27 protein-coding genes are annotated in these 21,522 nt (G+C 57.8%); 14 read left to right on the forward strand and 13 right to left on the reverse strand.

The features are described 5' to 3' along the window. Nucleotides 1–45: 45 nt before the first annotated feature. Nucleotides 46–426, reverse strand: coding sequence for a VOC family protein (locus tag GKIL_RS14625; protein ID WP_023174477.1), 381 nt, complete (start codon nt 424–426; stop codon nt 46–48). Then, nucleotides 426–731 carry a hypothetical protein gene (locus tag GKIL_RS14630; RefSeq protein WP_023174478.1) on the reverse strand — a complete coding sequence of 102 codons (306 nt, stop codon included), beginning with the start codon at nt 729–731 and terminating at the stop codon, nt 426–428. Before GKIL_RS14630 ends, GKIL_RS14625 begins: the two co-directional genes overlap by 1 nt. A gap of 85 nt (nt 732–816) precedes the next feature. Between GKIL_RS14630 and GKIL_RS14635 the strand changes: the two genes are divergently transcribed. From GKIL_RS14635 to GKIL_RS14645, 3 genes are read left to right on the forward strand one after another with little or no spacing between them, the layout of a single operon-like run. After that, the gene (locus tag GKIL_RS14635; protein WP_023174479.1) at nt 817–1,107 is read left to right on the forward strand and encodes a hypothetical protein; all 291 of its coding nucleotides are present in this window, start codon (nt 817–819) and stop codon (nt 1,105–1,107) included. A gap of 12 nt (nt 1,108–1,119) precedes the next feature. Next, nucleotides 1,120–1,566, forward strand: coding sequence for a hypothetical protein (locus GKIL_RS14640; RefSeq protein ID WP_023174480.1), 447 nt, complete (start codon nt 1,120–1,122; stop codon nt 1,564–1,566). A gap of 13 nt (nt 1,567–1,579) precedes the next feature. Beyond that, entirely contained in the window at nt 1,580–2,329 is a 750-nt protein-coding gene (locus tag GKIL_RS14645) for a hypothetical protein (RefSeq protein ID WP_023174481.1), read from the forward strand. Here the strand turns inward: GKIL_RS14645 and GKIL_RS14650 are convergent. Together GKIL_RS14650 and GKIL_RS14655 are read right to left on the reverse strand one after the other, a co-directional pair. Continuing rightward, nucleotides 2,297–3,076 carry a YdcF family protein gene (locus GKIL_RS14650; protein WP_023174482.1) on the reverse strand — a complete coding sequence of 260 codons (780 nt, stop codon included), beginning with the start codon at nt 3,074–3,076 and terminating at the stop codon, nt 2,297–2,299. The two genes, GKIL_RS14645 and GKIL_RS14650, sit on opposite strands and share 33 nt — an antisense overlap. Before the next feature lie 193 nt (nt 3,077–3,269). Next, complete coding sequence (locus GKIL_RS14655; RefSeq protein ID WP_023174484.1) at nt 3,270–4,187, reverse strand: NADP-dependent oxidoreductase; 918 nt, start codon at nt 4,185–4,187, stop codon at nt 3,270–3,272. 97 nt (nt 4,188–4,284) lie between these two features. Between GKIL_RS14655 and GKIL_RS14660 the strand changes: the two genes are divergently transcribed. After that, nucleotides 4,285–5,043 (forward strand): AraC family transcriptional regulator, encoded by a 759-nt coding sequence (locus tag GKIL_RS14660; RefSeq protein ID WP_223173774.1) that lies wholly within the window; start codon nt 4,285–4,287, stop codon nt 5,041–5,043. Nucleotides 5,044–5,242: 199 nt separating this feature from the next. On the opposite strand, the gene GKIL_RS14665 is transcribed toward GKIL_RS14660, so the two are convergent. After that, a complete protein-coding gene (locus GKIL_RS14665) occupies nt 5,243–5,950 on the reverse strand; it encodes an endonuclease III domain-containing protein (RefSeq protein ID WP_023174487.1) in 708 nt (235 codons plus the stop codon). A gap of 98 nt (nt 5,951–6,048) precedes the next feature. On the opposite strand from GKIL_RS14665, the gene GKIL_RS22800 reads away from it, so the two are divergent. Then, nucleotides 6,049–7,446 (forward strand): serine/threonine-protein kinase, encoded by a 1,398-nt coding sequence (locus tag GKIL_RS22800; RefSeq protein WP_023174488.1) that lies wholly within the window; start codon nt 6,049–6,051, stop codon nt 7,444–7,446. Here GKIL_RS22800 and GKIL_RS14675 read toward each other — a convergent pair. Together GKIL_RS14675 and GKIL_RS14680 are read right to left on the reverse strand one after the other, a co-directional pair. Next, a complete protein-coding gene (locus tag GKIL_RS14675) occupies nt 7,443–8,432 on the reverse strand; it encodes a c-type heme family protein (protein WP_023174489.1) in 990 nt (329 codons plus the stop codon). The genes GKIL_RS22800 and GKIL_RS14675 overlap by 4 nt on opposite strands. Further along, nucleotides 8,429–9,331, reverse strand: coding sequence for a c-type heme family protein (locus GKIL_RS14680; protein ID WP_023174491.1), 903 nt, complete (start codon nt 9,329–9,331; stop codon nt 8,429–8,431). The genes GKIL_RS14675 and GKIL_RS14680 overlap by 4 nt, the downstream gene beginning before the upstream one ends. 204 nt (nt 9,332–9,535) lie before the next feature. On the opposite strand from GKIL_RS14680, the gene GKIL_RS14685 reads away from it, so the two are divergent. Next, nucleotides 9,536–10,414 (forward strand): phosphate/phosphite/phosphonate ABC transporter substrate-binding protein, encoded by an 879-nt coding sequence (locus tag GKIL_RS14685; protein ID WP_023174492.1) that lies wholly within the window; start codon nt 9,536–9,538, stop codon nt 10,412–10,414. A 107-nt stretch (nt 10,415–10,521) separates the two neighbouring features. After that, complete coding sequence (locus tag GKIL_RS14690) at nt 10,522–11,046, forward strand: cytochrome b (RefSeq protein ID WP_023174493.1); 525 nt, start codon at nt 10,522–10,524, stop codon at nt 11,044–11,046. A gap of 7 nt (nt 11,047–11,053) precedes the next feature. Here the strand turns inward: GKIL_RS14690 and GKIL_RS14695 are convergent, their stop codons facing one another. Both GKIL_RS14695 and purQ read right to left on the reverse strand, forming a co-directional pair. Then, on the reverse strand, nt 11,054–11,836 hold the full coding sequence (locus GKIL_RS14695; protein WP_023174494.1) for a helix-turn-helix transcriptional regulator: 783 nt from the start codon (nt 11,834–11,836) through the stop codon (nt 11,054–11,056). Next, a complete protein-coding gene (purQ, locus tag GKIL_RS14700; RefSeq protein WP_023174495.1) occupies nt 11,837–12,535 on the reverse strand; it encodes a phosphoribosylformylglycinamidine synthase subunit PurQ in 699 nt (232 codons plus the stop codon). A gap of 502 nt (nt 12,536–13,037) precedes the next feature. Between purQ and GKIL_RS24240 the strand changes: the two genes are divergently transcribed. The 5 genes from GKIL_RS24240 to GKIL_RS24870 are packed head-to-tail and all read left to right on the forward strand — an operon-like array spanning nt 13,038 to nt 17,029. Continuing rightward, complete coding sequence (locus tag GKIL_RS24240; RefSeq protein ID WP_187293822.1) at nt 13,038–14,657, forward strand: sensor histidine kinase; 1,620 nt, start codon at nt 13,038–13,040, stop codon at nt 14,655–14,657. 5 nt (nt 14,658–14,662) lie between these two features. After that, nucleotides 14,663–15,340, forward strand: a complete 678-nt coding sequence (locus tag GKIL_RS23695; RefSeq protein ID WP_023174498.1) for a response regulator — start codon at nt 14,663–14,665, stop codon at nt 15,338–15,340. A gap of 27 nt (nt 15,341–15,367) precedes the next feature. Next, nucleotides 15,368–15,787 (forward strand): helix-turn-helix domain-containing protein, encoded by a 420-nt coding sequence (locus GKIL_RS23700; RefSeq protein WP_071824817.1) that lies wholly within the window; start codon nt 15,368–15,370, stop codon nt 15,785–15,787. 8 nt (nt 15,788–15,795) lie between these two features. Beyond that, nucleotides 15,796–16,416, forward strand: a complete 621-nt coding sequence (locus GKIL_RS14715) for a transposase (protein ID WP_245595941.1) — start codon at nt 15,796–15,798, stop codon at nt 16,414–16,416. Beyond that, on the forward strand, nt 16,394–17,029 hold the full coding sequence (locus tag GKIL_RS24870; protein ID WP_187293823.1) for a hypothetical protein: 636 nt from the start codon (nt 16,394–16,396) through the stop codon (nt 17,027–17,029). Before GKIL_RS14715 ends, GKIL_RS24870 begins: the two co-directional genes overlap by 23 nt. Before the next feature lie 65 nt (nt 17,030–17,094). Here GKIL_RS24870 and GKIL_RS14720 read toward each other — a convergent pair whose 3' ends face one another. From GKIL_RS14720 to GKIL_RS14735, 4 genes are all read right to left on the reverse strand, one after another. Continuing rightward, nucleotides 17,095–17,508, reverse strand: coding sequence for a Spy/CpxP family protein refolding chaperone (locus GKIL_RS14720; RefSeq protein WP_023174502.1), 414 nt, complete (start codon nt 17,506–17,508; stop codon nt 17,095–17,097). Further along, nucleotides 17,495–17,815 carry a hypothetical protein gene (locus tag GKIL_RS14725; RefSeq protein WP_023174503.1) on the reverse strand — a complete coding sequence of 107 codons (321 nt, stop codon included), beginning with the start codon at nt 17,813–17,815 and terminating at the stop codon, nt 17,495–17,497. Before GKIL_RS14725 ends, GKIL_RS14720 begins: the two co-directional genes overlap by 14 nt. After that, nucleotides 17,812–18,375 carry a sigma-70 family RNA polymerase sigma factor gene (locus tag GKIL_RS14730; protein ID WP_023174504.1) on the reverse strand — a complete coding sequence of 188 codons (564 nt, stop codon included), beginning with the start codon at nt 18,373–18,375 and terminating at the stop codon, nt 17,812–17,814. The genes GKIL_RS14725 and GKIL_RS14730 overlap by 4 nt, the downstream gene beginning before the upstream one ends. 87 nt (nt 18,376–18,462) lie before the next feature. Continuing rightward, entirely contained in the window at nt 18,463–18,777 is a 315-nt protein-coding gene (locus GKIL_RS14735) for a hypothetical protein (RefSeq protein ID WP_023174505.1), read from the reverse strand. A gap of 167 nt (nt 18,778–18,944) precedes the next feature. Between GKIL_RS14735 and GKIL_RS14740 the strand changes: the two genes are divergently transcribed. Then, nucleotides 18,945–20,348 carry a pyridoxal-phosphate dependent enzyme gene (locus tag GKIL_RS14740; protein WP_023174506.1) on the forward strand — a complete coding sequence of 468 codons (1,404 nt, stop codon included), beginning with the start codon at nt 18,945–18,947 and terminating at the stop codon, nt 20,346–20,348. Beyond that, nucleotides 20,345–21,511, forward strand: coding sequence for a trans-sulfuration enzyme family protein (locus GKIL_RS14745; protein ID WP_023174507.1), 1,167 nt, complete (start codon nt 20,345–20,347; stop codon nt 21,509–21,511). The genes GKIL_RS14740 and GKIL_RS14745 overlap by 4 nt, the downstream gene beginning before the upstream one ends. Nucleotides 21,512–21,522: the final 11 nt, after the last annotated feature.

Below are 21,522 nucleotides of genomic sequence, written 5' to 3' on the forward strand. Positions count from 1 at the left end.
TCGCTCCTTGACGGTTGGAACTGTAGAAATGTTCCCATCTCCTGCTCAGGCGGCGGCCAATAGCTCGATGGGCAACCCGTCCGGATCGACGATAAAGGCGACCATGTAAGTGCGTTCACCGATCTGCTGCGGCCTCGGTTCAAGAAGGACCGGCACTCCAGCCGCCGCCAGCCGCTCGACGGTGGCCGCTACATCGTCCACCAAAAAGGAGGTGTGGTAGTAGCCGGTGTAGTGTTCGTCGAGCCAGGCGTCGGGGGCCGGTTTTGGCTCTGGAATCTGAATCAGTTCGATCCGGCCCAGTGCCCCCGCAAGCCAGCAGGCGAGAGTCATGCCGGTTGTAAAGCGCTCCTCGACCTCAAAGCCCAGCAGGCCATAAAAGGCAATCGAGCGGAAGATGTCGGCGGTGCGAATCGAAACGTGGTGCATCAGCGAATATCCAGCTTGGCCAGCAGAATCTCGGCTATGGCGTTGGCGACGACGAACTCGCTGCAGGCGCTCATCGCAAAGTCGAAGTGGCGCAACTCGGCGAGCAGGGCGATGTGGATGGCCGAGACCAGATCTTCGCCCTCCAGGCGCTGGCGAATATAGACCTGGGCGGCGCGCTCGGCGATGGCCGGGTGGATGGCCTCGGCTAAAAATTCTCTGTCCAGCCAGGCGAGCAACTGGCCCCGCAACCATTGCCCTTCCGCCTCGATGTCTGTGACCGGCGGCAGCCAGATATCCTGCACCATGCCCTCACTTTAACAGCCACAGGCCAGATCGCCCGGCGCACAGTTTCTCAAGGTAGGATGCTCTTGAGTCTTTGCGGAGAATCGCATGGAGCAGCAACCGCCCCGCACCGGCTGGTTCGACGAGGCCAACGGCGTCACCAGGCTTTCTGAGTACTTCCAGCGCATGGAATCGTGGCAGCAGGCGATCGCCGACGGCAAGATCACCCCAGAAGAAATCCGCGATCAATCCAGCCGGGTGATTGCGCTTCTAAAAGAAGTCGAGCCCCTTGTCAGCGAACCCGAGCACCAGCTCATCACCGAGACACTCTACGAAATAGCGGTGCTGCAAGCGATGCAGGCTTCCGCTGTCGCCAGTTCCCTGCGCACCAGCCAGTAAGGAGCCCCGCTCATGAAAGTGAAAGCTTATCAGATTCCCGATACTTCGCCGCAGTACCTGGCCACCTCGATCGAGTCGTGGTTCCGCTCGGAGAATTTCGAGACCCAAAGTTTTGCTGGTCCTGAGAACACCTACATCGTCCAGGGCCGCAAGGACAACCTGCTGCGCTATTTCCTCGGTCTTTCTGCCGCCCTCACCGTTACCGTCGGTACCCAACCGGACGGTGCGCTGACGGTGGCGATCGGTGCCGGTAGCTGGTTTGACAAGTTTCTGGCCGGTTTTGCCGGGGTCTTTTTGTTCGCTCCCCTCGCCTTCACCGCCGTCTACGGCGTCTGGAAGCAGGACAACCTCGAGAACAAACTCTGGGACTACATCTCCCAGCGCCTGCCAGGGGCAGTCGAGGTACCCGTCACCATTCCTGACCCGCAGTTCCACCCGGTTCGACTGACCCCGTCTTGAGAGGAAAGCTTCGATGCAGACACGTACCTACCAGGCTCCAGCCACCAGCGCCGAAGCGCTCGTCGAGAAAGTGCGCCAGTGGTTTTCTGACAACCACTACGAGACTCAGACCCTGCGCCTGCCAGGGGGCAGTCTGGTGGTGCAGGGCTACCGCGACGACATCTGGCGGGTAGCGGTCGGTCTGGCCGCTGCCCTCACCGTTCAGGTCAAGGCGCTGCCCGGCGACACCCTCGAAGTGACGATCGGCGGCGGTGCCTGGGGAGACAAGCTGTTTGTCGCGGGCATCGGCCTGCTGCTTTTTTATCCGCTGGTGCTGCCTGCCGCCTGGGGCACCTGGGAGCAGTACAAGCTCGATCAGGATATCTGGAAGGTGATCGAGGCGGATCTGCCGGGCGGGAGCACCACCGTCGAACCTGCCGCCGTCACCGCCACCGATACTGCGGCTACTCCTCTGCCCGAGAGCTGGTTCAACGAGCAGACCAACGAGGTCTACTCGGTGCAGTTCTTTCAGCGCATGGAGTCGTGGCAGCGAGCGATCGCCGATGGCCGCATCGAACCGAGAGAAATCGAGGAGCAGGCCGAGCGGGTGACCAGCCTGCTCAAGCGCCTCGAAGCGACCCTGAGCGATAGCGCCCACGCCAAGCTGACGCAGGCTCTGGGCGAGCTGGCGGTGCTGCAGGGGATGCAGTCGTTTGCCCTGCTGCAGCACATCGACAGCCAGGGACCGGTTTCAGGCCCAGCCCCGCAGCCGGTAGACCAGTAGACCCACCCACTCCTTGAGGGCGAGGGTCGAATTGTCCATCGCCTCGGCGGTGGGCAGCCAGGTGAGCAACCAGTCGCTGACGATCGCGTCGCTGCGAAAGTCGGTCGCTGCCGGGATCACCTCAAAACCGGCGCGGCGGAAGATCGCCACCGAGCGGGGCATGTGGTAGGCGCTGGTGACAAGCAAGATCCGGCGGACGGCCTGGGGCAAAAGCAGGGCGCTACTCTGCTGGGCATTCTCAAAAGTGTTCTGCGAGCCGGTCTCGACGAGCACAGCCTTTGCTGGAACACCGAATTCGCCGATCAAACGGCGCATGTACTGGGCCTCGGGCAACTGCCCCGGCTCGCTGTAGAAGGGCACATTGCCGCCGCTCATCAAGATGACAGGCGCTTTGCCTGCCCGAAACAACCGGGCGGCGTGCAGCACCCGGTCGCTCGCCTCGGCCAGTTCTACCCCGTCGTGCAGGCGGGTGGGCATCCGAACCGATCCGCCCAGCACGACGATCGCTTGGGCGGTCGGCAGCTTCGCAATCGGCCCACCGGGATACTGCGATTCGAGCGATCCGAGCAGGGCAGTGGAGACGAGGGGCGAGGCAAAGATCCCCAGCAACAAAAACACCGCACCGCAGAGTCCAATTGCCGTTTTGGGCCAGCGCCGCCCCAAGAGCGCCACGGCCACCACCAGCACCATGCTCAGCCCGATCGGATAGATAAAAGCCGGCAGCACCTTGCTCAGATAAAGAAACATCCAGACAGTCCCGACGCACCTGCCCCACAGCTTAGCAGGCTGACTGGAAGCGGTTTTCTAAGAGGCCGTCAATTTCCGGGGGGTGATGCTGAAACAGCTCTACGATACGAATCAGCTCTTAACTTGACAATGCCATAAGAGCTACAAATTGTAGGATTGTTCTGTCGCTTTTCAGTTTTTGTCACAAAGCCCTCTATTGAGCAACCGCGAGGACAATTTTGCCACGGGCTCGACCGCCCTCAGAAAGGGCAAGCGCCTGCTTGATCTCGGCAAATGGTAGCACCGTATCGACATGCGGCTTGACCTTGCCGGCTTCGACAAGGTTCTTGATTTCGGTCAGATTCCTTGCACTCGGCAAGGTGAAGGACCGCGTGACACTAACGCCGTAGCGCTCGGCCTCGTTTTCCGGGAACGCCACCACAGTGACCATGAAGCCACCTTTTTTCAGAGTCTGGAACGCTCGCTGGAATATCTCGCCGCCCACCGTGTCGAATACGACATCCATGTCCTTGGCGGCCTGCTCGAAAAGCCCGCTGGTGTAGTCGATGAACTCGTCGGCACCTAGGCTGCGGACGAACTCCTCGTTCCGCGCCGAGGCCACGGCTGTGACGTGCGCGCCCTTCGCCTTGGCGAACTGTATCGCGAGCGAACCGACGCTGCCCGAGCTGTTGGTGATGAGGAGGCGCTGGCTGGCAGCGAGGCCGGCCACGTCGAAAATCGCCTGCCACGCGGTGGAGCCGGCCAGCGGCAGCGCCGCCGCCTGGACAAAGTCGAGATTGGACGGGGTGCGCACCATGTCCGCTGCCATCGCGACGGCGTATTCGGCGAAGGCACCGGTATGGACCATACCGAAGATGGCTTCGCCCTCCTTAAAGCCGTCAACACCGTCGCCTATCTTCTCGATCGTGCCAACAAGCTCGCCGCCCATAGGAATGGGCAAGGTCATGCCCAGGCGTTGGCCGGCTCCATTTCGTATCTTCCAATCGACCGGGTTCACCCCTGCTGCACGGACCTTGATCAGCACCTCGCCGGACTGAGGCTCTGGCCGGTCGATTTCTTGGATCTGAACCACATCATTGGTGCCGTACTCGTGGATGAGAACGGCTTTCATCTTTGAACTCATGATGACCATTTTTCAGTTATTGACGGATGTAGAATAGCAGCCTGGATACGCGACGTAACGCCAATCGGTATCGCGCAAAGGCCAATTGTTGAAGCCTCCCTTTAGCATCTACCGCATCACGAAGCAGCGCAGCGATAGTCTGCCGCTTCACTCCCATCAGGAAGGGCAGCTGACCTATGCTGCGTCCGGCATGGTGCAGATCCACACTGACGCGGGCGTATGGATGGTTCCGCCCCAGCTTGCCGCCTGGGTTCCGCCGGACCTGCATCATCGGCTAGAAATAATGACCGACGCCGAACTCTGGATGGTCCACTGGCAGCCCTCGGCAGTACGAGCATGGGGACGCCAGGTCTCGCTGGATCGAGCCTTTGCGTTGTGGATCACGCCCTTACTGCGTTCTCTGCTTAACGAAGCCGTTTCTACAGACCTTGAGGCGGAGAAGGCGGAGCTTGTCGTGCGGCTGATGCTCCATGAGCTTACAGCCATGGAGGAGGCACCGACTTTCCTGCCGTTGCCGACGAGCCCAGTGGGCAAATGCGTGGCGGACCTTGCTCTCGCCGACCATCGCAACTTGCTAAGTCTAAGTGAGATCGCGTCGCGTTCAGCGACTTCCGTCCGGACCGTCACTAGACTGTTCCCTTTGGAAACCGGACTCACCCTAAAAGCCTGGCGACAACGGGCAAGAATCGTGTGGGCCATGGAACAGCTCGCACGCGGTCATGCACCTTCCCATGTTGCCAGGCAGACCGGCTACGCCAGCACTGCAGCGTTCTGTTCTGCTTTCCGACAAGTCACAGCGATGACACCGACCGCATTCATGAGCCGTGGTGCGGAGGTTCCTTGATTTGAGGCGGGGCTCGCCGAAGCGCAAGAAGGTTCTGTTGCAAAAATAGTTTGTGATGAAACCGTCCGTGCCTGGTGCCGCAAGCTTGGACAGAGCTTCGCTAATCAAATGAGCTGTCGGACTTGCTGCTGCGGGAGCATCGTAGTAGGTCTGTCCCTGGAAAACTCGCCCACCCCCCGGAAATTGACGGCTTCGATTTCTAGCCGTCCTGCACCGTCGCTGCGAGTTCAGCGCTCACGGGTGTGCCAGCCGTAAGGGCCAGACCGCCCGGACAATCGACCAGCAGTGGACAGACTGGGCAGCGGGGCGCTCCGGCGACGCAGCACTTGCGGCCATGCTCCACGAGCAGGTTGTTCCAGCTGCGCCAGCTATGGCGCGGCAGACAGGCGATCAGATCCTGCTCGATCCGGCGCGGGTCGCTCGATGTGGTGAGGCCCAGAAGCTTCGAGATGCGCCGCACGTGGGTATCGACGGCCACCCCCTCGACGATCCCAAAGCAGTCGGCGAGCACGAGATTGGCGATCTTGCGGGCGACCCCCGGCAGGGCAGTCAACTCGGCCATCGTCGCCGGTACCTGGCCACCGTGGCGCGAACAGAGAATCCGCCCAATGGCGATCAAGTTGCGCGCCTTGGTTGGCCCCAGGCCGGTCGGGCGCACGTACGGCAAAAGTTCCTCCTCATCGGCGGCGGCAAAGGCGGCTGCGTCCGGATAGCGGGCAAACAGCGCCGGGGTGATCCGGTTGACCCGCTCGTCCTTGCACTGGGTGGCAAGGACGGTCGCCACCAGATACTCGAACGGGTCGCGGCTGGTGAGGCCCAGGCTCAACCCGTGGGGGTAGGCCGCCTCCAGGCGCAACAGCAGGCGGGCGGCGCGCGCTCGGCGCTCGTCTTGCAGGGTGACGGACATGACAATCGGGCGGGTGGAAACTCTCCACAGGATGGCATACCGTGCAAGCAATCGCCCCAGAACGCTAGGATGATGGCGAACGATTCGGTCGTCTGGCTTTGAGTGCAGAGTTTGCGCACCGCGACGGTCTGGTCGGCCGCACGGTCGGTCGCTACCGCCTGACGGGAAAAATAGGCTCCGGCGGTATGGGTTCGGTCTACAAGGCCGTGCATATCGAGATCGAAGATCTGGTCGTCGCCGTCAAATTGCTCTCGCAGAGCTTGCTGGCCGACGATGGTCTGCGCCGCCGCTTCCGCGACGAGGCGGCGATCTGTGCGCGGCTGGGCGAGCGCAGCCCGCACATCGTCCAGATCCGCGACTATGGCATCCTCGAAGATCTCGACCTGCCGTATTTCACGATGGAATTTTTGCAGGGCCGCTCGCTCCAGGAGCGCATCTACGAGCGGGTACCGATTGAGCTCGCGATCTCGATTGCCTGGCAGATCTGCGAGGGATTGCAGGTGGCCCACGAGGCGGGCATCGTCCACCGCGACCTCAAACCGGGCAACATCTATTTAATCCGCGACCCCCGCCTGGGTGAAAAAGTCAAGATTCTCGACTTCGGCATCGCCCGGATCGTTCAGGACGCAGCGGTGGCGGCCCAGGGCCGGATGGCGACCCAGGGGTACCTGGGCACCCCCCAGTATTCTTCGCCCGAGCAGTTGCGCGGCCAGGGAGTCGATGGGCGCTCGGATATTTATAGCCTCGGGATGATCCTCTACGAACTTTTTGCCGGGGTCTGTCCGTTCGCCGTCGAAGATCAAAGCTTCGGCACCTGGTATCAGATTCATACCGAAGCGCTGCCATCGACGATGAGCGCTGCCAACCCCCGCGCCCTGGTGCCCAACGCGATCGAGCAGGTGATCTTGCGCTGTCTGGCCAAAAAGCCCTCGGAGCGACCCGCAAGCCCGCTCGAAATCATCGAACAACTGCGCACGGCAGTCGAGCGGCCCGAGACGCGCATCGCCGCCTCCCTGCCCCTCACCCGCCCGCCTGCGACCGGCTTCGTTCTCGCTCCCGAGCAACTGGCCCGCCTTGAAAATCAGCTCGCAAAACTCGTGGGTCCCATCGCCCCCACCTTGATTCGCCAGGCGCTCGGGAGCGCCGCCAACGCGGGCGAACTGGTGGAATTGCTCTCTGCCCAGCTCAGCGAGAGCCAGCGGCAGGCGTTCAGTCAAAAAGCCCTCGCCCAACTGGCTGCCACCTCGACGTTGCCCTCGCTGCCGCCGACCGCCACCTCCCTGCCGCCCAATCCGCCCAGCCAGCCCGGCGTCGATCCGGCTTTTGTCCAGCGCTGCGAGCGCGAACTGAGCCTGCTGGTGGGTCCCATCGCCACTTTTTTGATCCAGAACGCCCTCAAAGGCGCACCCGCCAGTCCGGCTCACCTCGTCGATCGCCTGGCAGGCGAGATTGGTGACGAGCGCAAGGCCGCCCAGTTTCGCCAGAAATTGCTCTAGCGAGTCTGCTGGTTGAGGAGCTTGAGGGCGATCTCAAGACTCGCCTTCATCCGGTTGAAGGCGGTGGCGAGGGTGCCGATCTCGTCGGTCGAGTCCTCGCTGAAGCTGGCCTCCATCTGGCCGGTGCTCACCGCGTCGGCAGTTACGGCCATCCGACCGATGCGCCGGATCACCGAGCGCTTGAGAAGCGAGTTGACCACCAGCAACAGCAGCACGAAGACAGCCACCAGTGCGCCCATCACAAAGCTCCACGAGCGCCAGGCACTGGCGTAAACTTCGTCCACCGGTACCGAGATCGTCTGGGCCGCCACCACCGCCCCCAGCTTCCAGTTAAAGCCGTTCTCGCTGCCGTAGGTGGTGAGCAGACTCTTGGGAGCAGCGGCGGGCGTGCTGTGGCACTGCAGGCAGCTTTTTTCAGGAATTCGCAAAGGCCGCGAGATAAAAAAGACATCGCCCCCCGGCAGCGAGCGAAAGCCGGTCAATTCTTTGAGGGAACTATCTGCGGTGAAGCGGCTCACCAGCGCCGCCTCAAAATCGTCGGCCTTGTCGCGCAGGTTGGTCGGGTTCGGGGCCGCCTCCTTGTAGAGGAAGTTGTTGTACTTGCCGTTCTTGCGCACTCCTTCAAAGATCTCCGTCGCCGCAAAGCCGGAGGCGGTCTCGGAGATGAAGGTCGGCTCGGTGGCGGCTTTGCTCGCAAGCAGTGGTTTGACGCGGTTGTTGGTGTAGTTGCGCACCGAGTTCATCGTCTCCAGCAGCACATCCGCCTTGGAGGTCACCTCGTCCTGGGCGCGCTGCTGCAGCACCAGCGAGAGAATCGAGCCACTGATCGCCAGAGCGCCGACAAAGATCAAAATCAAGATCAGGCTAAATTTCGTTCCCAGTTTCAGGTTTTTAAGCATAGCGTCAACGCGGTTGCGTTCAGAAACGGTCCTATTGTCCTGCCGGTCGATATCTACCGTCCAGCCAAAGATAAGTAGCGCAATCAACGCGGCTGCTGGCTCAAAAGTTTGAGGGCAATTTCGAGGCTCGCCTTCATCCGGTTGAAGGCGGTAGCGAGGGTACCGATCTCGTCGGTCGAGTCCTCGCTGAAGTTGGCCTGCATCTGGCCGGTGCTCACCGCGTCGGCAGTTACGGCCATCCGACCGATGCGCCGGATCACCGAGCGCTTGAGGAGCCAGTTGACCACCCACAACAGCACCACGAAGACAGCGGCGAGCATCGCCATCACCAGCGCGAGCGAGCGGCGGCTGTTGGCGTAGACCTCTTCTACCGGCACCGAAATGACCTGCGCTGCCACGACTTCGTGCAACTTCCAGCCAAAACCGTTGTCGCTGCCGTAGGTGGTGAGCATGCTCTTGGGAGCAGCGGCGGGCGTGCTGTGGCACTGCAGGCAGGAAGGACTGGAGACGGTCAGTGGACGGGCGACATAGAAGACATCGCCGCCGGGCAGGTCGCGAAAACCGGTCAGCTCCTTGGTATCCGGTTCGTTGCGGAAGCGCTCGACAATCGTTGTCTCAAAGCCGTCAGCCTTGTCGCGCAGGTTGGTCGGGTTGAGGGCCGCTTCTTTATAGAGAAAACTGCGGTACTCGTCGTTGGTGCGCAAATTCTCGAAGACTTCGGTCGCCGAATAGGCCGGTATCACCTCCGGGATAAAGACCGGCTCGGAGACGGCTTGCGCCAGAAGGAGGGGCTTGATGTGGTTGGAGGTGTAGTTGCGCACCGAGTTCATCGTCTGCAGGAGCACCCGCGTCTTGGCTGTCACCTCGTCCTGGGCGCGCTGCTCAAGCAAAAGTGACAGCAAAGTGCCGCTTGCCACCAGACCGATCGAAAAAATCAACAGCAAAATCAAGCTGAACTTCAGACTGAGATTTAAGTTCTTGAACATGGCGCTGAATGGAGAATAACGACGGACTAGAAATATCGACGATTCTGCAAGAGGGTCTTTCACCTGTCCGCTATTGTCGTCGCATCTGTCTAATTCATAGGCCCGAACTTCAAAATTATTCAGCTCAGCGGCCCGTGCGCCCCTGCCTTCCTGCGACAGCGGCGGCAGTAAACTAAAGCTAAAAGCACGCTTTTGCAAAAACAAATGTTCAAAACGGGGCTACGATTTTTATTGTCTCTGGCAACTTTGCTGCTGCTGGTTGCCTGCGGCAGCTCCGCCGATCGCGGCGGTAAACTCACGATCGGCACAGTCAGCTACAGCGAGGGCACCCAGGCGATCAAGCGCTACGCCCGCTTCAAAGATTACCTGGCAGAAAAAGCCCAAAATTTTGTCGAACTCGATCCGGCCTACAACGAGCAGCGGGCGATCGAGCGCATCCGCAACCATTCCTGGTCGCTGGTCTTTGCCCCGCCGGGGCTGGCGGCGATCGCGATCAAAGAGGCGCAGTACCAGCCTGTTCTTCCTCTGCAGGGGGTCGAGAACCGTCGCTCGGTTCTGGTGGTGCGCAAGGACAGTCCCATTCAGACGATCAAAGAGCTGGCCAACCACAGCGTCGCCCTGGGTCAAATCGGCTCCAGCACCAGCTATTACTTTCCGCTCTACAACCTCTACGGCCTGACCCTCTCGGAACTGCTCTTTGCCCCGACGCCCAAGAGCGCCCTTGAATGGGTGGCAAGCGGCAAAGCGACCGCCGGAGCCCTTTCTAAAGAAGAGCTGGACCGCTACGCTCCTGAGATTACCAGTGGCCAGTTTCGCGTCCTCGCCGCCGACGAGCACTTCGTCCCGGCGGGGGTGCTGCTCATCGGCCCCAACATCGAGCGCAACCGCCAGGACCAGCTCCGGCAAATTCTCAAGGACACCCCCAGCCCGCTAGCGCAAGAAGCCGGTTTCATTCCCAACGGCAGCCTGCCCGACTACAGCTACATGTTCTCGGTCGTCGATCGGGTGCGATCGATCTTTCCCGATGCCCCCGAGCCCGCTGAACTCAAACCGGCCCGCCTGTACGGCAACGCCCGTCCCTGAAGGGCAGCGCAAACAATCTTAATTCTTCTCGTTAAAATCGAAACATTCGCCGGTCGTCTTCCGTCTGGGATAGGGTCGGCAGCGATGAAATTTTATGAGGAAAGGCTATGGCAACAGCGAAAGTCGCGGTGCGCAAACCTTTGCGCTGGTTGCACTGGACGATGGCGATCTGCTACGCGATTTTGTTCACCGTCGGCATCTACATGGTCAACCTGCCGGAAGGGGTGAGCTACACGCCTTCACTGTTTGCCTTTCACAAGTCGATGGGTGTTCTGGTGCTGTTGTTGTTGACCGCCCGCATTCTGCTTTTGATCCCGACGATTGGGCCGCCTCGGGGCAAGAACTGGCTGCCCACCGCTGCCCTGCACACGATTCTCTACCTGGCGATGATCGTCGTGCCGATTAGCGGTTACTTTTTCTCCAACACCAGTGGGCACGGCGTCGCTCTCTTTGGCCTTGCGCTGCCGACGCTGTTTGCCAAAAACAAGGCCATTGCCGAGCTGGCAGGCGATGTTCATGGCTGGCTCGCCTACACGTTTTTGGCCTTTATCGCGATTCATATGATTGCCCAGCGCAGCTACTTGCTGGGCAGGTGGAAGCGGCTGACGCGGGGACGCGCCACCCGCGCTTGAAGGCGATCTATCCAGAACGGGGCAGCAGGGCGACCAGTTCTGCCCGCGACGAGATGGCGAGCTTGCGGAACATTCGCTTGAGCGCCTGTTTGACCGAATTTTCGGTGATCCAGATACTGCTTGCGATCTGGGCGTTGGTCAGACCCTGAGCGACGAGATTCGCAATCTGCCGTTCTCTTGCCGTCAGACCGTTTGCCGCCGCCGCGAGCGCTGGCGGTGTGAGGCGGGCGAGGCAGGCCGAAAGGTGAGCGCATAGAGCCGCCAGATCCGCCAGGTTTCGCTCATCGAAGGCTGGTCGGTTCTGCTCGCGGGTGAAGTGGACGAAGCCCAGCAACCGCCCCTCTCCCACGATCGGCCCCATCAGCATGTGGCCGTGGTCGAAGGCCGCAAAGCAGGCGCGGTAGAGTTCGCTCTGCCGCCAGTCGTCCGTTTGAGGCAGCATCTGATCGTGAGCCGGGGCGTGGCGATCGACCAGGGACTGCACGATCGGATCGAACGGCTGTCCTGCCTGGGCGAGGCGCTCGATGAGCGCGGCAAAATCCGGCGGCTGGCCCTTGTTCTTGAAGGCGGCAAAAGGGGGTGTAGCAAAAAGAGCGGTCTGCTTCAGCGCTGCCGTATCCGGATTGCCCTGCACACCGGCCATCGTGTGGCCCTGCGCCTGATCTTGAACGTGTATTCCCCAGTGCTGCGCCTCAAAATAGCTCCCGGCCTCCGCCAGAAAGCATTGCCGAAGCGCCTGGAGGCTGTCTGCCCCGGCCAGCTTCACAACAAAATCGCGCAGCGCCGCCACCTATACAACCGCCAGACTTTCGACCAGGCTCTCGAACAAGCGCCGCCCATCGGTTCCACCGCCCAGCAGCGGATCGCTCACCCGCTCCGGATGGGGCATCATCCCGAGCACATTGCCCGCCCGGTTGCAGATACCGGCGATATTGCCCAGCGAACCGTTCGGGTTGGACGCCTCGTCTATCTCTCCTTCCTGGTTGCAGTAGCGCAAGACCACCTGGCGGTGTTCCTCAAGCTCCTGCAGCGTCGCCTCCTCCGCGTAGTAACAGCCCTCGCCATGGGCCACCGGCACCGCAATTACCTCGCCCTGCCGGTAGCCGCGTGTCCAGGGCAGATCGTTCCGCTCGACTCTAAGGGAGAGCCGATCGCAGACGAACTGCAGATTGCGGTTGCGAACCAGCGCGCCGGGCAACAATCCCGCCTCGGTGAGCACCTGAAAGCCGTTGCAGATGCCGATGAGCAACCGCCCCTGCCGGACATGCTCCCGAATTGCCTGCATCACCGGCGAGAAGCGGGCGATCGCCCCGCAGCGCAGATAATCGCCGTAGCTGAAGCCGCCGGGCAGAACGACCACCTCACAGTCGCTCAGGTCGGTCTCGGTGTGCCAGATCATCCGCGTCGGCTGCCCGAGTAGCCCCCGCGTCACCGTGACCACATCGCGGTCGCAGTTGGAACCAGGAAAGACGACGACGCCAAATTTCATGATTGTGCTCCCTCGCCAGGTCCAATCTACTGCACGGGCAGGCATCCACGACAAAAGTCGGACCGGAGTAAAGATGTGTATTCAGGTAACTGAACAGCAGTCCGAGTTATATTCCTGCCCCGCAGCCCCCCTATCGCGTCATTGCTCAAGGGCAGAAGAATGATGGATGCTAACAAGCTCAAAAGTGCTCTGGAGGCTGCCCAAATTCGAGAAGAAGCTTTACTAGAAACAGAAAACATACAATTAACGATTAACTCCGACATGAATAAAAGCGCACAGGCTAACGCAGAAACTTCAATTTATATACTTATGTATTGATAAACGGCAAATGTGTATCTCAGATCGCTACCGCAATCCAACCCGTGTACAAAAACTTACAGAACTTAGCAAAACTTTCTCCCCAAATTAGACGACTCAGTATACACTGATGCACGAGCAAATAGGGGATGTTTGCCAGAAATTCCCCACTATAACTTTCTCAATCAACTCAAAGTTGGGTAGTATGGAACAGCGCCTCAAGTTAACACCAGGGAAACTTTTTAACCATCTAAAATCAGGCAGGGCTTTATTGCGGCTACTAGCCTCAATGGGTATAGCAACGTTGATCATTTTCTTCCTAACTTACTCAAGTTACTTGAACTACTGGAACAAGACAATTTATCGAATACAAACGGTAGATTTTAATATTCTTGCTAACTTACTTCCGACAAAGCTATCAATTATTCTGGCAAAAGGCGATAGGCAGCAGATTCAGAGCACTCTTAATAGTAACTATGGCCTTTTCGGCGTTATTGTGACTGATTGTCAAATCAGCCAAGTCACTTGCCCTAATCAGAAAATAATTTATACAGCAAGCGGAAAATATGATTCAAACTGGAAACGGAATCTAACCGTCGAAAAACTTGATGGACATGTTTTCAATATTCTGACTAGCCCGCCACCAATGCAGCCAGAATGGCATTATCCAAATCCTCGCGAAACCAGTATTCAAATTAATAAACAGGAGATTAGAGGAAAAATAATTGGACGAGTTTATTACCTGCGGAATCCACCGCCAAGTTTTTTAGAAGATATCTTAAAGTGGTTACAAGACGTCGGAAGTAGTAGTAGTGCCGTCCTTGTCTATAATAGTATCGCTTTAGCCTCTTTAATAACGAGTTTCGCTATATGGTTTGTTATTGAATTTCTGTTCTATCGATCCAATGTATCTGAACAGACCGCGTTGCATTATCAACAAAGAATGGTTGAAGAAAGAGAGGCAGCGGTAGCTGCTAGAGAAAAATGGCTTGAAGAAAAAATGCAGGTAGAGAAATACAAAGATTATTTTAACGCGGTTAAAGAAGTCATTGACTCCGATTTTGTATCAGTAGTCAATAATCTAACGCAGGAAATATCTGCAGTACTCTATCAAATGAAAGTTTGCGTGATGGACATTATCCATGATCTAAAAAAAGCGCCACTTATAGAAAACAGAGATACTCAAAATGTTATAGATGCACTCAAGCGCATGAAAGAGGTTTTAACCGAGCCTAAAACCCAACAGGATTACGAAAAACTCATTCAACATCTCTCTGAAATAGATAAAACTGTCGAGACGATTATTTGGTCTATGGGAAACTTAAGTGGTTTCGTAGCTGAACCCGAATTGATTGACTTCAGCGATGAGATCCATAAATTTTATACGGATCTGCCGCCTCGAATCCGTGATAGCTATGATGTAAAATTTGAGATTCAAACTGACAGAAAATTACTGATACATTGTAATCCGCATCATTTGCGAAGCATAGTAAAAAATGCTCTCTATAATTCTTGTGGAGCTTTGGAAAAGCTGAAAGGGAAAGTTGAGGGTCAGGTGGTAATTACATGTCATGAGATGGAGCAGCAAGCTGCTGTTACTATTTCTGACAATGGAGATGGAATGCCTAGTAAAGTGTTGAAAAATCTCTACGAGACAGAAGAAGTTTTGAATTCCAAAGAAGGCAAAGGTATGGGTAGCGGTATTGTTCGTGCGTTCTTGAAACTGTATGGCGCACAGGTTAAAAAAGCAAACAAAAAGAAGCCAGAACGTGGCGCAACAGTAACTTTTCTTTTCCCACTTCAATCGAATATAGGTGAGGTATAGCGACAATGGCGCACTTTCTATTAGTGGATGATGAGACAACTATTCGTCAACACTATCGCACTCTTTTGGAGCCGAGAGGCCATACCTGTGTTGAAGCGGGAAGTTATTCCGAGGCACTGGGATATATAGAAGCGAGCGAATGCGGAGATCAATCTGCCTTCGACCTGATTATTTTGGACCATGACATAAATCCTAAATACGGGTCAGATCTCGTCCGAGATGCACGGGAGATTCTGGGCTCCAACTGCTGCAAATATAACTTTATTGTTTCAACAGGCTTCCCGGATACGAATCTTGCAGTTATGTATAATCGACTCGGCGCACTGGGCCACTTCATAAAGCCTATTGATCGTCATATTGCAATGTTTTGGACAACTCTTGAAAGTGCTTTGAATGATGAGCGTCGAAGCATCCATACTGGAATAGAGCAATTAAAAAAACTGACCGCAACTCGTCAAGATGAAGTTGTTAAAACAAACATTGGCATCCACACAGCAGCAAGGGATAAGTATGGGCTGTTGCAAACCTGCGCGGACTGGTTAGAGCTACTTGCCAATGGTGAGCAATACGAACGATTAGACAGTGCTGTCACGGATTTGCGCTCATTACTCAGGCAAAGAAGCATCTCGCTACATGATTATTTCTATCTACTAAGTAGGCGGAGGTTGAAATACAGCATATGATACAAGTGCTGCCTCTGCCAACTAACCATGCCCTATCATCGCATCTACCTGACACCCCAGGAAGAAGACGACCTCCAAAAACTCAGCGACGACCTCACCGTTCCTCAGCGTGTACGCCAACGTGCTCAAACCGTACGGCTGAGTATGCATGGCATGACTGCACCTCAAATTGCTGCCTACCTCGGTTGTGCCCCATCTACAGTGCGCACTACCTTCCGCCGTTGGTGGGACCACGGCCTGCAGGGATTGTTCGAGGCTAAGGGTCGTGGTGCCAGACCGAAACTCGCAGCGGAAGACTTTGAGTTTCTCAGACAACAGATGCAGCAACACCCAAAAGCCTACAATGCGAGACACTTGGCTACTCTGCTTCAGCAGCGGGGGGTGCAAGTGCATCCAGACTATCTCAGGCAGGTTCTCAAAAAAAAAGATTCAGTTGGCAAAGAATAAGGCACAGCATTGTCAAACGCCAAAACCCAGAGCATAAGCAGAGCAAATCGAACGACCTGGAAACTCTAAAACTGGCTGAGCAAGAAGGTTTGGTGCATATCAAATATCTTGACGAGTCGGGTTTTAGCCTACCAAGTGTGATTGGCTATACCTGGGCAGAAGTCGGTAAGCAAAAACGGATCGAGCAGCCAAATCGTCGAGGCAAACGCATCAGTGTGCTTGGGATATATGCTCCGGGAGAAGCCTTCAACTATGGTGTGAGTTTGGGAAGCATAAAAAACGATGTGTATATCGAGTTAATGGATTGGGAAGCGAAAAGAGCCGCCGAAAGACTGGCAGAGACTGGTCAAATAACAGTGATAGTGCAAGATAATTATTCAGTGCATAAACATTGGCGGGTGAAAGAGCGATGGCCAGTATGGGAGAGGCAAGGGTTGTACGTGTTCTTTCTGCCAGTATGTTGCCCAGAGATGAATCGCATAGAGGAGGAATGGCACCAGGTAAAAGCTCACCATATGAAGTGTCGTAGCTTCGAGATGGAGTATGAACTTGCGGAAGCAGTGATTGAGGCCATAGATGAGCGATATCTGGGCAAGGGGTTGCAGTGTGAACGTTATCTGTTTAATTGACTCCGTCTACTTAGAAGGTATGCAAGTATATGCTTATGACTCTCCAGTAATACGCAAAATTCTCTCTGATGAATATCAAAATATCGCTTTTAGGGAGACGGACGAAGCGTCTGTAGAGAATAGAAGCGTTGAGCCTTTCGTCGAAGAAATAATTCACGCTCTTCATGTATTTGATTCTACGGTTGCGCCAGAAGTAGCGGAGTACATTCGTTCAAAATTGCAAAGTCCGTCTACTCTTAGTGCTCGCGAAGACTTGGGTACTTCAGAATGGGATAGCGACCTCGACTTAAGCGATCTGACAATTGGTATTGCGGGTGGCCACCATAAAACGCGGGCAAATATTGTCGAGAGATTATTAAAACTCGGAGTAGCGAGTTGCATTGAAGTTGCTCCATCTAGTGAGTCGTATTTGAGCAAATCTAAAGTTGCAGAAGCAATCAGGGATTGTGATCTAGTCGGCTTCATTACTGGCTATACTGGGCACGATCTCAGCTACATCCTTGTTTCACTCAATAGAACAGGTGCTTTTCGAGGCAGACTGATGAGATTGTCCTGTCGTGGTGTCTCGGGTGTAGTCAGAGAATTGACGGCAAAATTACAGCAAATGTTCTGATGCCGCTAGAGCTTTGTGTAACCTGATCGTCAAAGGAAAACGCTTGGCGTTTTTCTGAAATTAGATTAAGGGCGGGCAAAGGAGAAGTTGGTGCGGCGGCGCTGGCCGAACTGGCTGCGCAGTTGGGCGCGCTGTTCGAGGGTGAGCACGCCCCGGATGTGCATCAGGTTGTCGAAGCGGGCGCGTTCGAGCCGCTGGCGATAGACCTGCATCCGGTCGTACTGGGAGCGCACCTGCTCGTCGGGGGCGTCGCTGGTGTAGAGGTCCCGCAGTTGATTGAGTTGGGTGTTGAGGCCGTCGCGGATCGGAGCTGCCGACTGCTGATCTTCGCGGCGGATGTCCTGCAGCTGGCTGCGCTGGTCGGGGGTGAGGTTGAGACCGCGCAGGTCGAGGGATTCGGGGGGAGTCTGGGCGAAGGCAAGGGCGAAACTCGAACACCAACTGAGTGTGACCAGAAGCAGAAGCTTAAAATTGCACATCGTAGAGGCCGGTCTGGGGATCAACTGCAAAGAAAGTATCGGGTTCACGGAAGGCGAGGGTGGCTGTCTCGGCGGGTTTAGAAGCTTCGAGGATGGGACGCTGCTGTTGCTGTTGCTGCCAGAGGCCAAGGCTGCCCAGAAGAAGCAGAGCGAGGCTTGCCGCTGCGATGAGCGGCGGGCGGCGAAGATACCAGGGATGCACCGCCGGAGCGAGGGTGCGGGCAATAATGTGGTCTTCTAGATCGATCCCCGGCTCGGGCGGCTGGGGAGCGTTGTGGCGCAGGAACTCTTGTAGTGGGTCACTCATAGCTCGATCCCCTGGGCGTAGAACCATTCGCGCAACTGGCGGCGCGCATAGAAGAGGCGGGATTTGACCGTGCCAACCGGCACGTTCAATATTTTTGCAATTTCTTCCTGGGGCCGGTCCTGCAGGTCGTGCAGGACGACGACCAGGCGATGCTCGTCTTTGAGGGTCTGGAGGGCACGGGCGACCAGTTCCTCGCGGTCGAGGCGCTTGAGCGGATCTTCGCTGTGGGCCGCAAGCGGGAGCTGATCGATGGGGACGGCGACGGGGCGGCGGCCCCGACGGCGGCGGGCATCCTGGCAACAGTTGACGGCGATGCGAAATAGCCAGGTCGAAAATTGAGAATCACCCCGGAAGGACGGCAGCGCCCGGAAGACCTTGACGAAAACTTCCTGGGTCAGATCGTCGAGTCCGTCACCGTCGCCCGTCATCTGAAAGAGCAGACCGCGAACCTTTGCCACGTAACGCTGATAGAGTTCTCGAAATGCCTGACTGTCGGAGCGGCTTGCCCGCTGGACAAGCTGCTCATCGCTCACCTGTGTCACAGTTGCGTCCGCACGCATCGAAACCCTCTTGTACCCATCTACTTAGACTGGCCTTCTGCCCTTGGGGTTCAACGATCCAGGCCGCTTGCATATAGAATCCTGGGTTCAAAGATAGGTGAGCAAAAACAGGTTCAACAGTCCCAGGGCAAGGGCGAGAGCGAGGATGAACCACCAACGGGCCGTCACCAGTTGCAGGCCACTGAGGGCAGAGATGTCTTCGCCCCGCCCGCGCCGTTCCTCGCGGTAGCCGGGAACAAAGAGCAAAGCAAGGCCAAGCACCAGGGCCGCCGGACCAAAGATACTCGTTCGGATATAAAAGGAACCCTGACTCTGGCGGTTGTACCAGCTCCAGCCGATAAAACCGACGCCAATCGCCGCGATTAGCGCGCCACCCAGCAATTTTTTGGTCCGCTCGTCCATCCGCGTCGCACCTGACATCCGAGGCAATTATAGTGCCCGTCTTACAATTGCTGCGCTGACTTTCAACCGCAGGGCCGCCGTTTGCCCGGCGTTAGTCGTAGAATATGGCGAGCGCCTCCCGGTTTGTTCGGGCTTCAAGAAGGCCGCTTTTCTTTCAAAAACTGCCTATGTCCAGCTTCTCGGATACAAAGATTCTCGCTCCGGCTGTGGGCGATCCGCTGACGCTCATCGGCAATACGCCGCTGGTGGAGCTGACAAAATTCGATACTGGTCTTTGCAGGCTCTTCGTCAAGCTCGAAAACCAGAACCCCGGCGGTTCGATCAAGGACCGGATCGGTCGCTCGATGATCGAGGCGGCGGAGCGCGAGGGCCGTCTCAAGCCGGGGGGCACCCTCATCGAGGCGACGGCGGGCAACACTGGCCTGGGTCTTGCCCTGGTGGCCGCGAGCCGGGGCTACCGGCTGATTCTCGTCATTCCCGACAAGATGGCCCAGGAAAAGGTCTTCCACCTGAGAGCCCTCGGTGCCCAGGTGGTGATGACCCGTTCCGACGTCGGCAAGGGCCACCCCGACTACTACCAGGACAGAGCGGAGCGCCTGGCATCCGAAATTCCCGGTGCCTTTTACGTCAACCAGTTTGCCAACCCGGCCAATCCCCGCGCCCACGAGGAGACGACCGGCCCCGAAATTTGGGAACAGGTAGGCCACGACCTTGATGCGGTGGTCTGCGGCGTCGGTTCTGGCGGCACGATTACTGGCCTCGGGCGCTATTTTCGCCGGGTCGCTCCCCACGTCCAGATGGTTCTAGCCGATCCAAAAGGCTCGATTCTTGCTGATTACGTGCGCACAGGAACAGTCGGTGAGGCCGGTTCCTGGGCGGTAGAGGGCATCGGCGAAGATTTTATCCCGCCGCTGTCGGACCTGTCGCTGGTGAGCGAAGCCTTCGTCATAAGCGACGCCGAGAGCTTTGTGACCGCCCGCGAACTGGTGCGGCGCGAGGGCATCTTAGGCGGCTCCTCCTCCGGTACGCTGCTGGCGGCGGCCCTGCGCTACTGTCAGGCCCAGAGCACGCCCAAACGGGTCGTCACCTTTATCTGCGACAGCGGCAACAAGTACCTCTCCAAGATGTACAACGACTTCTGGATGGCGGACCAGGGCTATCTTACCCGGCCACCGGCGGGCGACCTGCGCGATTTGATTTCCCGGCGGCACGACGAAGGGGCGACCCTCAGCGTCGGTCCCGACGACACACTGCTTACCACCTACAACCGGATGCGCCTGAGCGATGTCTCGCAGCTGCCGGTGCTCTCAGGGGATCGGGTGGTGGGCATCGTCGATGAGTCGGATCTGCTGCTTGCCGTCTACAAGCGCGACTGTCAGTTCACAAGCCCTGTGACCATGGCGATGACCAGCCACCTTGAGACCCTTGCCCCCGACGCTCCCCTCGAAGCGCTCCTGCCCATCTTCGATCAGGGTTACGTCGCCATCGTCGTCGAGGGTGAGCGCTTTTTGGGCCTCATCACCCGCATCGACATGCTCAATTACCTGCGCCGCAATACGAGTCAACCATGAGTGATTCTTCTAACCGCCCCTACAATTTTGACACTCGCGCCATCCACGCCGGTCAGGAGCCGGACCCGGCCACCGGCGCAATTATGACGCCCATCTACGCCACATCGACCTACGTCCAGCAGAGCCCCGGTGTTCACAAAGGCTACGAGTACTCCCGCAGCCAGAACCCGACCCGCGCCGCCTACGAGCGCTGCGTGGCGGATCTCGAAGGCGGCAGCCGGGGCTTTGCCTTCGCCTCGGGCCTTGCGGCGATGGCGACGATTCTCGATACCCTCGAAAGTGGCTCCCACATCGTTGCGATGGATGACCTCTACGGCGGGTCCTACCGGCTCTTCGAGCGGGTGCGCCGCCGCTCGGCGGGCCTCGATTTTAGCTTTGTCAACCTGGCGGACCCAGCAGCGCTCGAAGCCGCCCTCCGCCCCGAGACCCGGCTCATCTGGGTGGAGAGTCCGACCAACCCGCTCCTCAGGCTGGTGGACCTCAAGGCGGTGGCCCAGGTTGCCCGCGAGCGCGGCATTCTCACCGTCTGCGACAACACCTTCGCCTCCCCCTGGGTGCAGCGCCCGCTCGAATCGGGCATCGACCTGGTCGTCCATTCGGCCACCAAGTACCTGAACGGTCACTCGGATATCGTGGGCGGCATCGTCGTCGTGGGCGACAACCCGGCTCTCGCTGAACAGCTCGCTTTTTTGCAGAACGCCGTGGGAGCGATCGCCGGTCCCTTCGATAGCTTTCTTGCCCTGCGCGGCCTCAAGACTTTGCACCTGCGCATGGAGCGCCACTGCGCCAACGCCCTCACCATCGCCCGCTGGCTCGAAGAACAGCCTTTTATCGAAAAAGTGATCTACCCCGGCCTGACGAGCCATCCCCAGCACGCTCTCGCCTGCCGCCAGATGCGCGGCTTTGGGGGCATCGTCACGGCCATCCTGCGCGGTGGGCTGCCCGCCTCGCGCCGCTTCCTGGAGCGCTGTCGGCTGTTTGCCCTTGCCGAGAGCCTGGGGGGGGTCGAGAGCCTCATCGAGCATCCGGCAATTATGACCCACGCCTCGATTCCGCCGGAGCGCCGCGCTGAACTGGGTATCGACGACGGTTTGATTCGCCTTTCGGTCGGCGTCGAGGACGTGGACGATCTCATCGGCGATCTGCGCACAGCAGCGGGCTGACGGACGACCGG

Source organism: Gloeobacter kilaueensis JS1, from assembly GCF_000484535.1.
GTDB lineage: Bacteria > Cyanobacteriota > Cyanobacteriia > Gloeobacterales > Gloeobacteraceae > Gloeobacter > Gloeobacter kilaueensis.

Bases quoted from the DNA above. Each gene is read 5' to 3' on its own strand.
- GKIL_RS14625 (WP_023174477.1), bottom strand. From the start codon at position 426: ATGCACCACGTTTCGATTCGCACCGCCGACATCTTCCGCTCGATTGCC.
- GKIL_RS14630 (WP_023174478.1), bottom strand. From the start codon at position 731: ATGGTGCAGGATATCTGGCTGCCGCCGGTCACAGACATCGAGGCGGAA.
- GKIL_RS14635 (WP_023174479.1), top strand. From the start codon at position 817: ATGGAGCAGCAACCGCCCCGCACCGGCTGGTTCGACGAGGCCAACGGC.
- GKIL_RS14640 (WP_023174480.1), top strand. From the start codon at position 1,120: ATGAAAGTGAAAGCTTATCAGATTCCCGATACTTCGCCGCAGTACCTG.
- GKIL_RS14645 (WP_023174481.1), top strand. From the start codon at position 1,580: ATGCAGACACGTACCTACCAGGCTCCAGCCACCAGCGCCGAAGCGCTC.
- GKIL_RS14650 (WP_023174482.1), bottom strand. From the start codon at position 3,076: ATGTTTCTTTATCTGAGCAAGGTGCTGCCGGCTTTTATCTATCCGATC.
- GKIL_RS14655 (WP_023174484.1), bottom strand. From the start codon at position 4,187: ATGAAAGCCGTTCTCATCCACGAGTACGGCACCAATGATGTGGTTCAG.
- GKIL_RS14665 (WP_023174487.1), bottom strand. From the start codon at position 5,950: ATGTCCGTCACCCTGCAAGACGAGCGCCGAGCGCGCGCCGCCCGCCTG.
- GKIL_RS14680 (WP_023174491.1), bottom strand. From the start codon at position 9,331: ATGTTCAAGAACTTAAATCTCAGTCTGAAGTTCAGCTTGATTTTGCTG.
- GKIL_RS14685 (WP_023174492.1), top strand. From the start codon at position 9,536: ATGTTCAAAACGGGGCTACGATTTTTATTGTCTCTGGCAACTTTGCTG.
- GKIL_RS14690 (WP_023174493.1), top strand. From the start codon at position 10,522: ATGGCAACAGCGAAAGTCGCGGTGCGCAAACCTTTGCGCTGGTTGCAC.
- purQ (WP_023174495.1), bottom strand. From the start codon at position 12,535: ATGAAATTTGGCGTCGTCGTCTTTCCTGGTTCCAACTGCGACCGCGAT.
- GKIL_RS24240 (WP_187293822.1), top strand. From the start codon at position 13,038: ATGGAACAGCGCCTCAAGTTAACACCAGGGAAACTTTTTAACCATCTA.
- GKIL_RS23695 (WP_023174498.1), top strand. From the start codon at position 14,663: ATGGCGCACTTTCTATTAGTGGATGATGAGACAACTATTCGTCAACAC.
- GKIL_RS23700 (WP_071824817.1), top strand. From the start codon at position 15,368: ATGCCCTATCATCGCATCTACCTGACACCCCAGGAAGAAGACGACCTC.
- GKIL_RS14720 (WP_023174502.1), bottom strand. From the start codon at position 17,508: ATGTGCAATTTTAAGCTTCTGCTTCTGGTCACACTCAGTTGGTGTTCG.
- GKIL_RS14725 (WP_023174503.1), bottom strand. From the start codon at position 17,815: ATGAGTGACCCACTACAAGAGTTCCTGCGCCACAACGCTCCCCAGCCG.
- GKIL_RS14730 (WP_023174504.1), bottom strand. From the start codon at position 18,375: ATGCGTGCGGACGCAACTGTGACACAGGTGAGCGATGAGCAGCTTGTC.
- GKIL_RS14735 (WP_023174505.1), bottom strand. From the start codon at position 18,777: ATGGACGAGCGGACCAAAAAATTGCTGGGTGGCGCGCTAATCGCGGCG.
- GKIL_RS14740 (WP_023174506.1), top strand. From the start codon at position 18,945: ATGTCCAGCTTCTCGGATACAAAGATTCTCGCTCCGGCTGTGGGCGAT.
- GKIL_RS14745 (WP_023174507.1), top strand. From the start codon at position 20,345: ATGAGTGATTCTTCTAACCGCCCCTACAATTTTGACACTCGCGCCATC.